We start from the raw sequence: 14,545 nt of genomic DNA on the forward strand, positions 1-14,545 counted from the left end.
TTTATGAAATATTTTGATCCGCACATCCATTGTTATTCTCGTACAACCGATGATTATGAAAATATGAGTCTGGCCGGTGTACGCGCTGTTGTAGAACCCGCATTTTGGCTTGGAAGCGAACGCCGTTATCCTGAAACCTATTTTGATTACTTCCAACATTTGCTTACCTTTGAACCTGAGCGTGCTAAGCAATATGGAATCACTCATTATTGTTGTTTAGCTATGAATCCAAAGGAAGCAAATAACATTGATATTGCCTATCAAGTAATTGATGGATTGTCCGAGTATTTGCAACATGAGCGGTGTCTTGCAATTGGGGAGATTGGATTTGATAGGATTACTCCTGAGGAAGAAGATGTGATGCGGAGACAACTGAAATTGGCTAAAGACTTCGATATGTTAGTTATGGTGCATACTCCCCATCAAAATAAGCGGGAGGGAACAAGAAGAACAATAGAAATCCTAAGGGAAGAAGGGCTTGAACCTGATAGGGTATTAATAGATCATAATAATTCAGATACTATTGATCTTTCCGTTGAATATGGAGGCTGGAGCGGAATGACAATTTATCCGACGAAAGTTTCAACTGATGAAGCAATTGAAATAATTGAACATTACAGCATAAATAAGATGATGGTTAACACTGCAGCAGATTGGGGACCATCTAATCCTCTTAATGTTGTAAAAACTGCACTTGAGATGCGAAAGAAAGGGCATGCGGAAAATATCATTCAAGAACTAGTTTGGAATAATCCAGTTCGTTTTTATGAGCAATCTGGAAAATTAAAACTAGATTCATAAGGGGTGAAAAGATTATGAAACTTGCATATAGCAGTAATGGATTTAAAAGATATGACCTGTTAAAAACAATAGATATATTATCCGAAATCGGATATGAAGGTATAGAAATCTTACTAGATGTCCCGCATGCTTTTCCACCTGAGGTAACGAATGAGAAAATACTCATGATAAAAGACAAGTTGAAACAAAGGAACATGACTATATCAAATTTAAATGCATTCATGCTGTATGGAATAAAAGATAATTGGCATCCATCTTTTGTAGAGGTAGATGAAACAGAAAGAAGACAACGTATAGAACATACTCATAACTGTATTGACTTAGCTCAAAAACTCGGTGCAAAGACACTATCTACCGAACCAGGGGGGCCACTCATCAATGTAGGGAGGGAATGGGCAAATAAAGTTTTTATTTCTGCAATGGAAGAATTGGCTGATCATGCCGAAAAGTCTGGCATAACAATCCTTGTTGAACCTGAGCCTGATTTATTAATTGAAACATCAGATCAATTTATAGAATTTAAGAAGGCTGTTCCTTCGCAGGCAATTGCATTAAATTTTGATATAGGACATTTCTTTTGTGTTGGAGAAGATCCAGCTGCATTGGTTTATAAATTGCTACCATATACACAACATTATCACCTGGAGGATATTGCAGCGAATCGCGTACATGAGCATCTGATTCCTGGTCATGGTGCTATTCCTATTCTAGAAGTTTTACAATCTATAAAGAAAACGGGTTATGACGGTTTTATTACCATTGAATTATACCCTTATGAAAATCATGCAATATCGGCCGCCAAAGAATCTTATGACTATGTGCAAAGTATCCTTAACAGCCTATGAGAAGAATTCGTACTTATTTTGAACTGATAAGATTTCCGAATACCTTTACAGCGATGGCAGATATATTGGCAGGCACCTGGATTGCAGGAATAGTTTTGAATCAAAGTTATTTTAGTCAGATTATTCTTCTTATGTTAGCGAGCGCATGCATATATGCGTCAGGGATTATTTTAAATGATTTTTTTGACTTTGAAATAGATAAAAGAGAGCGTCCTGAAAGACCTTTACCATCTGGTCGTATATCAATTCGTTCTGCTTTATGTTTTAGTTTTGTGCTTCTTACTGTAAGTATCATATCTGTATGTTTTGTTTCAGGTATCAGCTTTTTAATTGCTTGTATCCTCATTATGTTGGTATTTGTATATAATCGCTATTCAAAGCAGTATGACGTTTTAGGACCATTAACGATGGGGCTTTGTAGAGGCGTTAACTTGTTACTAGGATTGAGTATTGTACCAGATAAATTAGTAGAATTTTGGTGGTTAGCGGGATTAGGATTTATATATATTTTCACTGTTACTGTAATGTCTAAAGGTGAGGTTGGATCCGGACTCTATCCTATACGAGTAAGAATTATGGCAGGAGCGGTCTTAACATGTGCTATTGCTATTTTGCTTTTGCATTTCTATGGTGTATGGGGAACAACTGTTATTACGGTAATAGTTTTTTTATTATGGACTTTTTCAGGGGTTTTACCAGCATTAGCAAATCCAATATCATCTAATATTAAAAAAGCAGTAGGAACATGTATAATTGGTCTTCCATTATTGGATGGAGCAATTGCTGCTTCATTTGGAGGATGGCCAGCTTTCTTTTCTGTATCTTCTTTCCTAATTATAAGCTATATCATGTCTCGTATCTTTCCCGTTACATAGATGAAAGGATGATATCTATGGAGAAAAAGAACTTGGTTGTATTAGATATTATTAGTTTGACGGAGGAGCATCTAAATGATGCTGAATTAACCCCAAATATTCGGAAGTTGCTAGAGAATGGCCAACAAGCAAAAATTAAACCTGTATTTCCGGCTGTAACTGGTTCGATGCAGGCTACGTATATTACTGGAACCTCACCAGCTGAACATGGAATTATTTGTAACGGTCTTCCAAATTGGGATACAAAAGAGATAACAATGTGGAATCAAACAATGCTACCAGTTGAAGGTAAAAAGATATGGGAGAAGTTGAAGGAAGAAGATTTGACAGCTGAAACAGCAGTGTTGTTTTGGCAGTTCAGTAAGTTGAGCACAGCAGACTATGTAGTTACTCCTGCCCCAATTCATCTCGATAAAAAAACAATTATGTGGTGTGATTCAAAGCCGAGGGGGCTATATGAAAAATTGAGGGGAAAATATGGGGAGTTCGATTTGAAGAGCTTCTGGGGTCCGCTCTCTTCAGTTAAATCCAGTGAATGGATATTAGATGCAGCAATAGATGTTTTAGAAGAATATAAACCAAGATTATCACTTGTATATCTACCCAATATAGATTATAACGCACAAAGGTTTGGGCCTGAAAGTGAAGCTGCGAAGAGATCCATTAAAGAAATTGACAGTTTAATTGGAAACTTTGTCGAGCAATTGGAAGAGCGCAACTTGAAGGAGCAAACACGGCTAGTTATTTTATCAGAATACAAATTTAAGACAGTTAATAGACCTATATTTATCAATCAAACGTTGAATAAAGAGGGATATGTGGCTATCAAGCATGTCGAAAATATGGATTTTCTCGATTTGGAGATGTCGAAAGCCTTTGCTTTAGCAGATCATCAATTGGCTCATGTGTATATTCAGGACTCACGTGATATTGGGGTAGTTAAAGAAATTCTCGAAAGAACACCAGGTATAGCCGAGGTATGGGGAGAAGAAGAGAAACGGGTTCATAAGATTAATCATGAGCTTTCGGGGCAGTTAATTGCTATTGCTGAACCTGACAGTTGGTTTGTGTACTACTGGTGGTTGAACGATGAACAGGCACCAGAATTTGCATACAATGTAGATATTCATAGGAAGCCTGGTTATGATCCAGTTGAGCTGTTTGTAAATTCAAAAACATTCCAAATACCACTAGAACCGGAGCGAATCAAAGGATCTCACGGTTTACCAGCAAAGGACAAAGGAGATTATGTGTCACTTGTAGTAACAGGGAGAGATTTTGAACTTCCAGATACATTAGAAGCAACCGAAGTCCATGACTTGTTGTTAAAACTTGTGGGGAATGGGGAGAGATGAAAGAATGACATATCAGATGGGTGTATTATTTGTGGGAGTGCTAGGCGCAGTTGCAACAACAACGATTTCTGGGCTTTTTGCAGTCAATCAAAATCTTGCTCCACTAAGGGGAGTTATTTCTACAGAAAAAGAATTCGAGACATTACAGCTAACTCCACTCGATCAGATTGCTTTTGGTGGATGGGATATACAAAAGGATTCATTGATAGAAGTAGTACAAAAATATGGTATCATTCAGGAATCTATTTTGAAGAAAATTGAAATGCAACTCAATGATGTTCCTATTTGGCAAGCACCACTGGCTAATGTAAATGATTTTGTTAAAGGGGTCTATAGTCTGACAGGAGAGCCTGAGAACTTAATGAGCGCAGTGAATCAAATTCAGGCAGACATTAAAGAATTTAGAAAAAAATATAATCTTGAAAGAATTGTTGTGGTAAATACGGCTTCAACAGAAGAAAAGACAAAAAGTCATTCTTTATATCAGTCATTAAAAGCATTTGAGACTGGATTAAGGGAAAATTCACCTGATATTCGACCAGGTATGCTGTATGCATATGCGGCAATGAAATCAAACTGTGCCTATGTAAATTTTACGCCGAGTGTGACGACTGAGATACCAGCACTGCAGGAGTTAGCAGAACTGCAGGCTGTTCCGACGACAGGAAAAGATGGAAGAACAGGTCAGACTTTATATAAACATGTTTTAGGAAAAATGTTCAAACAACGTGGATTGAATATTGTCGGGTGGTATAGTACGAACATCTTAGGGAATCAAGATGGTGCAGTTTTGGAAAACCCAACACATTCTTCAACAAAAATTGATTCGAAATCCATTGGGCTAGAACAAATATTGGGGTACAGTCATTTTGATCATAAAGTAAGAATTGATTACTTTCCTGTCCGAGGAGATAGGAAAGAGGCCTGGGATACCATTGACTTTGAAGGTTGGTTAGGAGAGCGAATGACAATGAAAATTAATTGGTTAGGTATTGATTCGATTTTAGCTGCCCCTCTAATAATTGATCTGTCCCGTTTTATGGATCATGCACTTAAAGAAAGGAAGGTAGGAATAATGGAACATCTTTCACTCTTTTTTAAATCACCAATTGGAACAGATGAGTATGCCCTTGATAAACAATATCAAATGTTGTTGGGTTATGTGAAATCTTTCGAATAAATTGATAATTTTTGAGTCATCAATGATCTAGGGCAGCAATATTCATCTCTAAACTCAATATGGTGTTTTTAGCGGAATATATGGTTTGTTTTTTAGGTTTAATTATTATGGCTTATTGGTTTACTCAATCTAGAAAGAACAAAATGATGATTATTCAAGCAATGCTTGCTTTTGTAACTGCAAAACTAATTAGAAATTTGGTAGGAAAATGGCATTTGGACTATCACCCATTTATAGTATTACCTAATGCTAATAAACTCGTCGATCATGCAGTAGATAACTCATTTCCTGGCGAATATACAACTCTAGTTTTTTGATTTGTTTTTCATTTTGTTTGTTCGGAAAAAGGCTGGGTGCGTATGGGTTATACTTGTATTCTGTGTAGCTATTTCTCGTATCTGAGTAGGAGTTCATTATCCTTGCGATGGTATAACAGGAGTTCTAATAGGAATTTTTTCAGCACTATTTTCGTATTGGGTAACACCAAAAATTACATTTATTAAACAATTGCTTAATCTTTACGGAAAAATAGAGCAGAATGTAATACCCTCTAAAAACAAATCGAAAAACTTTTGATTATGCAACACAATAAAAAAGATTACATATACTAATGAGTATTCTTTTTCAATATCGTCTATATTAAAGAGCGCTTTTAAAAGCGCTCTTTAATTCTTGAATTGTAAAAAATAATAAAGTTATTGAATTTTGTTATGAAATATATAAAAGCCTTGCACATTTTATTGTACTAAGGCTCTTTAAAGTTGGTTAATTTCTATCCATTTAATTGCATTTGCACTCAAAAATCAATAGTAAAGGTGTTTTATAGTTCTTATTGAACTAAAGCACCTGTTAGTTGAAGAGCAATAAAATGAACTAACAAGCAAGAGATATGGAAATTTGGCTAAAAAAGTTATCGATTGTATTTACTCGCTTGATTCGCAAAATGAATTGCTCCTGATTAGCCAGTCTTTGATTAGTTCTTGTACTATTTTACGTTTTTCTATTTGAAGCATATGACCAGCACCATCTAAAATGGAAAACATAGCATTTGGAAATTTCTCTAGAAGAAAATAGTGATCTTTATAACCACAGATTGAATCAAATTTAACGATGGATATTTACAATGTTTGTACATATTTTTTATACGAGCGGCATACAGGAGAGCCGATTCGATCGATAAGTATTACATTAACAAATTTAATCCATGAAGGGGAAGAACAAATTTCACTTTTCGATAACATCATACAAAGAGAAAAAGAAATGCGATTAACGAAGGTTATGGACGAAAAAGGTTTATGGCCAACCATGAATAAATAGTTGGCCATAATGATCTTAAAGATCCATATCTTTTAATCCGGGACTATGCTCATTTGGCATTTCAGGAAGTTCTGGTACAGGAAAACCTTTTGGTGGGTCAGTTACTGTTAATGTTCCTTTGTTTCTACTTGGAGACTCACCTTGGAATATTTCTCCCATTCTTGTTGGATCTAAGCTGAAATTAAATTGTGTATTATGGAATCCCATGTCTACATACTTTCTACACTCTGGATATTTGTTAATATCATAGTTCGGCACAGGGAAGAGTTTCCCCCATTCAACCCCTAATGTCTCTAAAGCTTTTGCAAAAGCATTTTGATGTGCATTATCACGTACAATTAAAAATGCAAGAGTTTCTCTAAATGTTTGATTAGAACTCATTTCATAAATTCTAGTTTTTTGAAGTACACCTGTAGATTCAAGTACTACATTATCTAGTAAATCGCTAATTAAGTTTCCATGACTATATACCCAAGATCCATTCCATGGGTTGCCAGCTGCATCAACAGGTAATGAACTTTGAGCACCTACAATAAAGTGATGAGGATTTGCATGTTTAACCGCTTCATTAAGCGGTGCTTTGTCAATACCAGCATTTCCTGGCGTAGGTTCACCAGATCCAGTTAATAGCTGATTAATTGTATGTTGTACAAGTTCTACATGGCTTATTTCCTCTAAGAAGACACCTCGGAGTAAATCACGATATTGCTTCTCTTTACCTCTAAAATTTGAGCTTTGGAAGAAGTATTGCATCATTGTACGCATTTCACCATAATGCCCACCTAAAATTTCTTGTAGAACTTTTGCAGCAGCTGGATCTGGTTTATCCGGCTTAATCATATTAATTATTTCCTCTTTATAATAAAACATGAAGGACACCTCTTTTTAAGTTAGTTAACATTGTTATCGTGTCCGCTAATTGGTTAATTAATACTTTAATTCATTTTTTTACCAATGAATCGTTACCGTAAAATGCAAAGTCTTTTTGAAATAACTATTTTCGATATGAGATGAGAGTAGGGGAATAGCTACTTAGCGTGTAATAAAAAAGATAAGATTACGGAGTGTAATCTTACCTTTTCATGAAGAATAATAAATTGTATCTTCAAGGTTTTAAAATGACTTTTATACAATCATCTTCACGATTATTGAAAATTTGATAACCGTAGCTCGCTGCTTCAAGGGGGATTTTGTGTGTAATAATCTCTTTTGGATCGAATTCTTTGTTTGTTATTTTTTCAAATAGTTCCGGCATAAAATGAATAACAGGTGCTTGTCCCATTTTAAGATTAATATTTCTAACCCAAAATGCTCCGAGTGGGAATGCATTATAATTGCCACCATAAACACCAGTCATTTGAACCGTTCCGTATTTTCTTACGGCTTTCGTAGCAATTTGAATAGGGCCGAGAGTTCCACCTTGTAATTTCAATTTTTGTTCCAGAAATTCTAGTGGCGATTTTTTTCCATCCATGCCCACGCAATCAATGACTACATCGGCACCACCATGTGTGATTTCCTTTAAATGTTCTCCCATATCTGGAAATTTTGTGAACTCAAATACCTCAACATTGTTAATCTTTTTTGCATAATTTATCCGATAATCTAAGTAATCGACCGCAATTACGCGTTTAGCACCTTGCATCCAAGCGAATTTTTGTGTCATTAATCCAACAGGTCCACAACCAAGGACGATAACAGTGTCGCCTGGCTTAACACCTGCGTTTATTACGCTCCAATAGGCTGTTGGCAAAACATCGGATAAAAATAGTAGGGATTCATCTTCAAGTTCGCATGATTCCGGTATAACAAATGGAGTGAAATTTCCGAAAGGCACTTTTAAATATTCTGCTTGTCCGCCTGGATGGTTACCAAATTTCTCTGTATAACCAAAATATCCACCAGAATCATAATGAGGATTGGAGTTATCACATTGACTTTCCATTTCATGTTGGCAATAAAAACAATGTCCACAAGCAACATTAAAGGGGATAACAACACGATCGCCTTTTTTTACTTTCGTAACATCTGGACCAACTTCTTCAACAATTCCCATTGGCTCATGGCCAATAATGTACCCTTCAGGTAACGGCATGTTACCTTGATATAAATGTAAATCAGAACCGCAAATAGCGGTTGAAGTAATTTTTACAATAATATCATCTTTTTTCTCTAATCTAGCATCATCAACTTGTTTAACCTGTACTTGGTTTGGCCCTTGATAGGTCACGGCTTTCATAATTTCATATCTCCTTTTGAATCATTTCTCGAAATATAATTTATACGTATCTCTTGGTAAAACAGAAATTTTTACTAATAGAGAGGTCTATACATAGTTTTGTTGTGAAACTATTTTATAGCAGCTTTTCTTTCTTAGGTCTTTTGCCCTATTTTAAGAAGAAAATCAATATTTATACATAAATAAATTACCATAAAAAGGATAATTATTTTCTATGATTCGTAGCATAATAAAAACATCGGAGGTGAAAGAATATGGCAAACAATAACAGTGGAAGTCGTAATGAATTATTAGTTCGAGGCGCTGAGAATGCAATTGATCAAATGAAATATGAAATTGCACAAGAGTTTGGTGTACAACTTGGTGCAGATACAACAGCTCGTTCAAACGGATCTGTTGGTGGTGAAATTACAAAACGTTTAGTAGCAATGGCTGAACAACAACTTGGTGGTAGAGCTAACCGCTAAGTAAATTGACATACAATGTAGCAGATATGTAAATCAATTTCTTTTGTATATGTATAAAAATAAAAAACCTTATAGTAAATGAATTCTCACTCAAAGATTATGGATAATCTTCTTTCATAATCTTTGAGTATTTAATTTGTAAACTACTTTCCTAAACAATAAACACGCGGTGTTGGAAAGGTGTTTTCCATGCATAGTAGAAAATCTTTTGCAGGAAAAAGCATACTTAAAAATTTGATTTCAATATTGAAATCAATATTTATTATGATATTTTCGAAAGGTAGGGATTTAAGAATGGGTATATTAAGTGGAAATCCTCAAAATGAACCTTTACATTACGGTGAAGTATTTGACATTTGGAGTTATCTTCTTGCTGCACAGGGTGCGATTGCAAGCCATCAAGTATTTATGAATCATACAGGTGATGAAGACTTGAAGAAGTTTTTAGAAGGCTTAATTGAAAATGATATGAATTCGGAAATAGAAGAATTAAAGACACTTTTAAAAGTTAATGGGGTCGCTTTACCCCCTGCTCCTCCAGAACGACCAGTTGCATCTATTGAAGACATTCCTCCGGGAGCGCGTATTAATGATGTTGAAATTGCAGCTGCTGTTTCTGCAGGGCTAGCAGCTGGACTTGTGACATGTAGTCAAGTGATGGGAAAATGCCTTCGCGAAGATGTAGGCATGCTATTCGGACAATTTCATATGAAAAAAGCGCAGGCAGGTGTAACTTTGCTACGTTTAAGTAAGAAAAAAGGGTGGGTAGTTCCACCTCCATTACATGTAAGAAATTCTGATCAAGCTTAATAAACAAAAATAAAAAAGTGGCGTTGGCCACTTTTTTATTTTTTAGATGTATCCTCAAGCTTGGATTTATTTACTGTGGAAGAATCCATATATTCCTCTGACATCTCCATAGCATATTTATCATGGTGAATATGATTATGTTCTCTTAATTCATTGTCGTTACGTAGTACTAACTTTTGCATATAAATGTGGAAGAAAACTTCTATTCCGCCAATAATTAAAGCGGCTAAAAATGAAGAAAATCCAATATTACGAGTGGAATCTAAATTGGTAAACAAAGATGTTAATAACCAAATTCCGAAGAAGCTTAAGCCGAAATCTGCAATTGTAGCGATCATATTTCCGTATTTAGGTAAAATGAAGAGATCTCCGATTAAATAAGCAGCTCCCGTAAGAAAAAGAGAAATCAGTAATACTCTAGGAATTGAAATACCTTGGAAAATACCGAGTATGACTAATAATACCGCAGTTATGGCTGTGTATTTAATTAATAAAGCAACAATATGTTTCATCTTTTTCCTCCGCTATTTAAAAGTATATTGAATAAAACATTCCATTAAAAACGGGTTATGCTTTTATATAGCGTAACCCGTTTTATGTTGTAATGGAGGCCTATTTATGATATCCCATGGCACGTATGTTATATTTTGTTCTCCTATACAATATTATTTTGGGCTTAAAGAGTATCAATTATACCTTTGAATTCGTGGTCGTAATTACCAATTAATTAACTATATATTTTATCATGTAATTTAACATATTAAATAAAGAAGGAGGTGAATTAACATGTCAAACAATAACAGTGGAAGCAGCAACCAATTATTAGTACGTGGCGCTGAACAAGCTCTTGATCAAATGAAATATGAAATTGCTCAAGAATTTGGAGTGCAACTTGGTGCAGATGCAACAGCTCGTGCAAACGGATCTGTTGGTGGTGAAATTACAAAACGTCTTGTATCATTAGCTGAGCAACAACTTGGCGGTGGCGTTACTCGTTAATTTTATATGTTAAATGGATATAGAGGAGAGGCATGCCGTCTCTCCTTTCTCATACATTTTTTAATAAATAAGCTTAGTAGCGTTAGAATTTTTTTAGATTTACAACTATAAATTGAATTTATTTGTTTAACTTTTAGATTCTCGAGGTTTTAAATATATAATAAATTTTTGCAAAATAAAAGGATAAAAGATGAGAGGTTGTATTTGATGCGAAAGGGGCAGAAAAAATGAAATATGAAGCGTTATTTACAGTCGAGATTTCTGTAGGAAGTGAAAGAGTAGCAAATCATAAAATAAAGGCTCATGATGTCATTGATGTTGTTGAAAAGCTTGCTGAGAAGTACTTAAGTGATCATGAGGGGAATTCTCATAATGAATAAAGGAGAATAGAAATATGACCTGTCATGATGTTAAGAACGAAACGAAAGAAAAAAAAGATTTAAAATGGTGGCAACTCTCACTTATTGGAATTGGTTGTACAATAGGGACAGGCTTTTTTTTAGGATCCAGTATAGGAATTAAAATAGGTGGATCTTCAATTATTCTTATTCTTATTTTAACTGGATTCACTACATATATTGTATTTGAAGCATTGGCAAAAATGGCTGTAGAAGATCCGCAAAAAGGATCATTTCGCATTTATTCAAGAAAAGCTTTTGGAAATTGGGCGGGTTTTAGTCACGGATGGACATATTGGTGTTCTGAACTACTTATTATGGGCAGCCAGTTAAGTGCGTTAGGAATTTTTTCACGTTACTGGTTCCCTAAAATACCACTATGGATATTTGCTGCTGTATATGGAGTAGCGGCTATATTAATTATTTTTATAGGGGTAAAAATATTCGAACGTTTAGAAAAATGGATGGCTATTATAAAAATCGCGGCTATTATAGGATTCATTGTGATTGCTATTTTGGTTATTTTAGGATTTATAAAGGGTGGTTTATATAAAGCGCAAATTCCGCGGAATTTTAAAGACTGGTTCCCAAATGGATTAAAAGGTACTTGGTCCTCTCTAATTTATGCATTTTATGCATTTGGGGGAATCGAAATCATGGGGCTAATGACAATAAGATTAAAAGACCCTAAAGAGGCACAAAAATCAGGCAGAGTAATGTTAATGGTTTTAACGATTATTTACGTAGTCTCTTTAGGGTTGGCAATTATGATGGTTCCATTAAACCAGTTTAATACGAAAGAAAGTCCTTTTGTAATAGCGTTACAAGATTATAATTTGCCGTATGTACCATTTATTTTAAATGTAGTATTAATTTTAGCGGGTTTTTCAACATTAGTTGGTTCATTATTTGCGGTTACAAGTGTATTAATGAACTTAGCTGAAGAGGGTGATGCACCTGCGATGTTTGCTAAAAAAAATAAAAAAAACATCTCTTTTCCAGCTCTAATTCTTATTATAATTGGACTTGGCGCTTCTATCCTTAGTGCTTTATTACTACCAAAAAATATATATGAATATGTAACAACTGCAGCTGGATTAATGTTGTTATATACATGGAGTTTAATTCTTCTTTCCTTTTGGAGACTAATGAATCCAAAAGGTTGGATGCAGATAAAAAGTATTATTGGTCTTATTATGATTGCACTAGCTGTTAGTGGAACACTATTGCAAAAAACAACCCGTTTTGGTTTCCTAGTGAGTTTGTTGTTTTTAGGAATAGTTATTATTGTTACTATAATTGTTCATTTTGTCTCAAGAAAAAGGAATACAGTTATATGAAGTATCTTTCTTTACACAACAGGAATAGTAGGTCAGAACTAAATAATAGAAGTTATTGAGAAATAATTTGATAAGTTTGAAAACCAAAATATAATCCATAAATAATAAGTGATATTCCAGATACTACCGTTATAAGAGACAATATACGAGTATTCAAAAATTTACGAAATATACTAGATGTACTTGCCATCGTAATATCCCAAATAAAAATACCTAAAATGGTACCAAAGCTATATAACAAAAGCTGCTCTTTATTATAGGAAGAAGCGGCTTTTGCTAATATAGAGCCGAAAATTCCAAGCCAAAATAGAATTGTTAATGGATTCGATAAAGACATAAAAAAACCAGAAAAAAAGCTTTTAACAATTGAATCATCATTTCTCGTATTACTAATGCTAATTTGATTAGCGTTTTTTAAACTTTCGATGCCTGTATAGATTAAAACAAAAGCTCCGAAAGACCATAAGAAAAGTTTTATAATATCTTTTTCGAGGAAATGAATTACACCTAAATAAATAAGTGCCATGTAGATAATATCTGCAAGTAAGGCTCCTATGCCGAGGATCCAAGCGTGAAAAAATCCGCTTCTAATACCTTTTTCTAGTTGTGCAGCATTTATAGGCCCCATTGGAGCAGATAATGATAAACCTAAGAAAACATAGCTTAAAAATATACCCATGTATAATATGCTCCTCCCACTAAATTTGATCTATATTAAATCTATTCAGTGGTTAAAGTTTGTACAACTAAATAATAAAAAGCAGACGGGATTACTTATTTTTATGCAAGTATTTAATTATACGAGAAAATGGACACTTTGATGGAATTGTTTCATCATCACGTAAAAAATATTGCTGCCATTCATAATTATCTTTTTCACCATAATCTTTAAGGGAGGGATGAATAGGAGCTTTGTCATAAGTGGCTAGACGTTGACGTATTAAGTTTTTTAGTTTTCTACTGCGTTTCTCAGAATTCATAACCCCCTGTAAAACCCATCTAGGGGTTAAAGCAAGCATCATACATGAAAAATGTCTACTTCGTCTATTGACATGGGCAGGTGTAGCGCAGTAAACAAAATATGATTCATTATGAAAGCAAAATTCCCAAGTGTTTTCCATAGGATCATTTGGAATGTGCATAGGCCATTCCATCTCGTCCAAACGGCTAGTTGTATTAAGTAGAGACCAATAAATATGTTCAAAATCCTCAACGGTAGTTTCTCGCTTTAAATCTATTGGTGTATGAATAAAAACAATAAGTGAAGCGTATTGCCCTGTGTCTCTAGAACATTCCGTATATTCTTTAAGTAATGTAGCAAAATCCGCGCTAGTATTCGTATCTCTAGGATCACCAATGAATGCGTACCTGAGGTGATTGGCTGTAAAACCGTTTTGAGCTGGTATACAAGGGAAAGGTTTATTTTTATCTGTCATTTTTAATTGGAAAGAACCGAAAGCTTCTTGTTGCCAATGTGGAAGGTTAGTAATATTTTTTTGTAAAGAGTCTTTATCATAAAGTATAGTCATCTATTTATCCCTCCTAAGTCATAATATATAACCTATTAATTATTTAGGAATGGGTGACTAACATAGCAAAAATAATTTTTTTCAATTTATTAAAATGAAATGATTTAATGGATAATCCCTGCAATGAGTTACTTTAATAGTTAATATCTAATAATGTATAAATTTAAGTAACTATAAAATTTGAAAAATATATATAGGTACAATGTTCAAATTTATATTTTCTAACTAGTATGGTTTATAACGAAACGAGAAAGGATGTATTATGGTGGGGATTTTTAAGGAAGAAAAAATTAAATTTATAGATTGTAAAGGCGAAGAAGTCATTTTGAAAATTAAAATTAAGGATATAAAAAAGTAGAGAAGAGGAATGAAGAGGAGTTTATGGTGATT

15 protein-coding genes and 3 pseudogenes are annotated in these 14,545 nt (G+C 34.3%); 12 read left to right on the forward strand and 6 right to left on the reverse strand.

What is annotated here, in order from left to right:
- Nucleotides 1–3: 3 nt before the first annotated feature.
- The 6 genes and pseudogenes from ACUN0F_RS17590 (at nucleotide 4) to ACUN0F_RS17615 (ending at nucleotide 5,632) form a co-directional block, all read left to right on the forward strand.
- Complete coding sequence (locus ACUN0F_RS17590) at nucleotides 4–801, forward strand: TatD family hydrolase (protein WP_445539821.1); 798 nt, start codon at nucleotides 4–6, stop codon at nucleotides 799–801.
- 14 nt (nucleotides 802–815) lie between these two features.
- Entirely contained in the window at nucleotides 816–1,646 is an 831-nt protein-coding gene (locus tag ACUN0F_RS17595) for a sugar phosphate isomerase/epimerase family protein (protein ID WP_445539822.1), read from the forward strand.
- A complete protein-coding gene (gene eboC, locus ACUN0F_RS17600) occupies nucleotides 1,643–2,521 on the forward strand; it encodes a UbiA-like protein EboC (RefSeq protein ID WP_445539823.1) in 879 nt (292 codons plus the stop codon). Before ACUN0F_RS17595 ends, eboC begins: the two co-directional genes overlap by 4 nt.
- Before the next feature lie 17 nt (nucleotides 2,522–2,538).
- Nucleotides 2,539–3,876: an alkaline phosphatase family protein gene (locus ACUN0F_RS17605; protein WP_445539824.1), complete on the forward strand. Its 1,338-nt coding sequence runs from the start codon at nucleotides 2,539–2,541 to the stop codon at nucleotides 3,874–3,876.
- A gap of 4 nt (nucleotides 3,877–3,880) precedes the next feature.
- The gene (locus tag ACUN0F_RS17610; protein WP_445539825.1) at nucleotides 3,881–5,056 is read left to right on the forward strand and encodes an inositol-3-phosphate synthase; all 1,176 of its coding nucleotides are present in this window, start codon (nucleotides 3,881–3,883) and stop codon (nucleotides 5,054–5,056) included.
- A gap of 18 nt (nucleotides 5,057–5,074) precedes the next feature.
- Nucleotides 5,075–5,632: pseudogene (locus ACUN0F_RS17615) on the forward strand (undecaprenyl-diphosphatase).
- 347 nt (nucleotides 5,633–5,979) lie between these two features.
- Here the strand turns inward: ACUN0F_RS17615 and ACUN0F_RS17620 are convergent.
- Nucleotides 5,980–6,174 (reverse strand): annotated as a pseudogene (locus ACUN0F_RS17620) (alpha/beta fold hydrolase); the annotation flags it as partial.
- Between ACUN0F_RS17620 and ACUN0F_RS17625 the strand changes: the two are divergent.
- A pseudogene (locus tag ACUN0F_RS17625) lies at nucleotides 6,155–6,343 on the forward strand (DNA repair protein); the annotation flags it as partial. The pseudogenes ACUN0F_RS17620 and ACUN0F_RS17625 overlap by 20 nt on opposite strands.
- A gap of 45 nt (nucleotides 6,344–6,388) precedes the next feature.
- Here ACUN0F_RS17625 and ACUN0F_RS17630 read toward each other — a convergent pair.
- Nucleotides 6,389–7,243 carry a manganese catalase family protein gene (locus tag ACUN0F_RS17630; RefSeq protein WP_445539826.1) on the reverse strand — a complete coding sequence of 285 codons (855 nt, stop codon included), beginning with the start codon at nucleotides 7,241–7,243 and terminating at the stop codon, nucleotides 6,389–6,391.
- A 235-nt stretch (nucleotides 7,244–7,478) separates the two neighbouring features.
- Nucleotides 7,479–8,612: a zinc-dependent alcohol dehydrogenase gene (locus tag ACUN0F_RS17635; RefSeq protein ID WP_445539827.1), complete on the reverse strand. Its 1,134-nt coding sequence runs from the start codon at nucleotides 8,610–8,612 to the stop codon at nucleotides 7,479–7,481.
- 254 nt (nucleotides 8,613–8,866) lie between these two features.
- On the opposite strand from ACUN0F_RS17635, the gene sasP reads away from it, so the two are divergent.
- Together sasP and ACUN0F_RS17645 are read left to right on the forward strand one after the other, a co-directional pair.
- Nucleotides 8,867–9,079, forward strand: coding sequence for a small acid-soluble spore protein, SasP family (sasP, locus tag ACUN0F_RS17640; RefSeq protein ID WP_000002837.1), 213 nt, complete (start codon nucleotides 8,867–8,869; stop codon nucleotides 9,077–9,079).
- Between the two features lie 294 nt (nucleotides 9,080–9,373).
- Nucleotides 9,374–9,889, forward strand: coding sequence for a DUF3231 family protein (locus ACUN0F_RS17645; RefSeq protein ID WP_098759327.1), 516 nt, complete (start codon nucleotides 9,374–9,376; stop codon nucleotides 9,887–9,889).
- A 35-nt stretch (nucleotides 9,890–9,924) separates the two neighbouring features.
- Here the strand turns inward: ACUN0F_RS17645 and ACUN0F_RS17650 are convergent, their stop codons facing one another.
- The gene (locus tag ACUN0F_RS17650) at nucleotides 9,925–10,401 is read right to left on the reverse strand and encodes a YndM family protein (protein WP_264462233.1); all 477 of its coding nucleotides are present in this window, start codon (nucleotides 10,399–10,401) and stop codon (nucleotides 9,925–9,927) included.
- 274 nt (nucleotides 10,402–10,675) lie between these two features.
- Here ACUN0F_RS17650 and ACUN0F_RS17655 point away from each other — a divergent pair, with 274 nt between their 5' ends.
- The 3 genes from ACUN0F_RS17655 to ACUN0F_RS17665 all read left to right on the forward strand — a co-directional run bounded on the left by ACUN0F_RS17655 (nucleotide 10,676) and on the right by ACUN0F_RS17665 (nucleotide 12,626).
- Nucleotides 10,676–10,888 carry an alpha/beta-type small acid-soluble spore protein gene (locus ACUN0F_RS17655; RefSeq protein WP_000069660.1) on the forward strand — a complete coding sequence of 71 codons (213 nt, stop codon included), beginning with the start codon at nucleotides 10,676–10,678 and terminating at the stop codon, nucleotides 10,886–10,888.
- 227 nt (nucleotides 10,889–11,115) lie between these two features.
- On the forward strand, nucleotides 11,116–11,268 hold the full coding sequence (locus tag ACUN0F_RS17660) for a hypothetical protein (protein WP_264462232.1): 153 nt from the start codon (nucleotides 11,116–11,118) through the stop codon (nucleotides 11,266–11,268).
- Nucleotides 11,269–11,282: 14 nt separating this feature from the next.
- Entirely contained in the window at nucleotides 11,283–12,626 is a 1,344-nt protein-coding gene (locus tag ACUN0F_RS17665) for an amino acid permease (RefSeq protein WP_445539828.1), read from the forward strand.
- Between the two features lie 52 nt (nucleotides 12,627–12,678).
- Here the strand turns inward: ACUN0F_RS17665 and ACUN0F_RS17670 are convergent, their stop codons facing one another.
- Together ACUN0F_RS17670 and ACUN0F_RS17675 are read right to left on the reverse strand one after the other, a co-directional pair.
- On the reverse strand, nucleotides 12,679–13,305 hold the full coding sequence (locus ACUN0F_RS17670) for a LysE family transporter (protein WP_075307820.1): 627 nt from the start codon (nucleotides 13,303–13,305) through the stop codon (nucleotides 12,679–12,681).
- A gap of 91 nt (nucleotides 13,306–13,396) precedes the next feature.
- Nucleotides 13,397–14,155, reverse strand: coding sequence for a YqcI/YcgG family protein (locus tag ACUN0F_RS17675; RefSeq protein ID WP_264462230.1), 759 nt, complete (start codon nucleotides 14,153–14,155; stop codon nucleotides 13,397–13,399).
- Between the last annotated feature and the right edge of the window lie 390 nt (nucleotides 14,156–14,545).

Source organism: Bacillus sp. 1A (assembly GCF_052682215.1).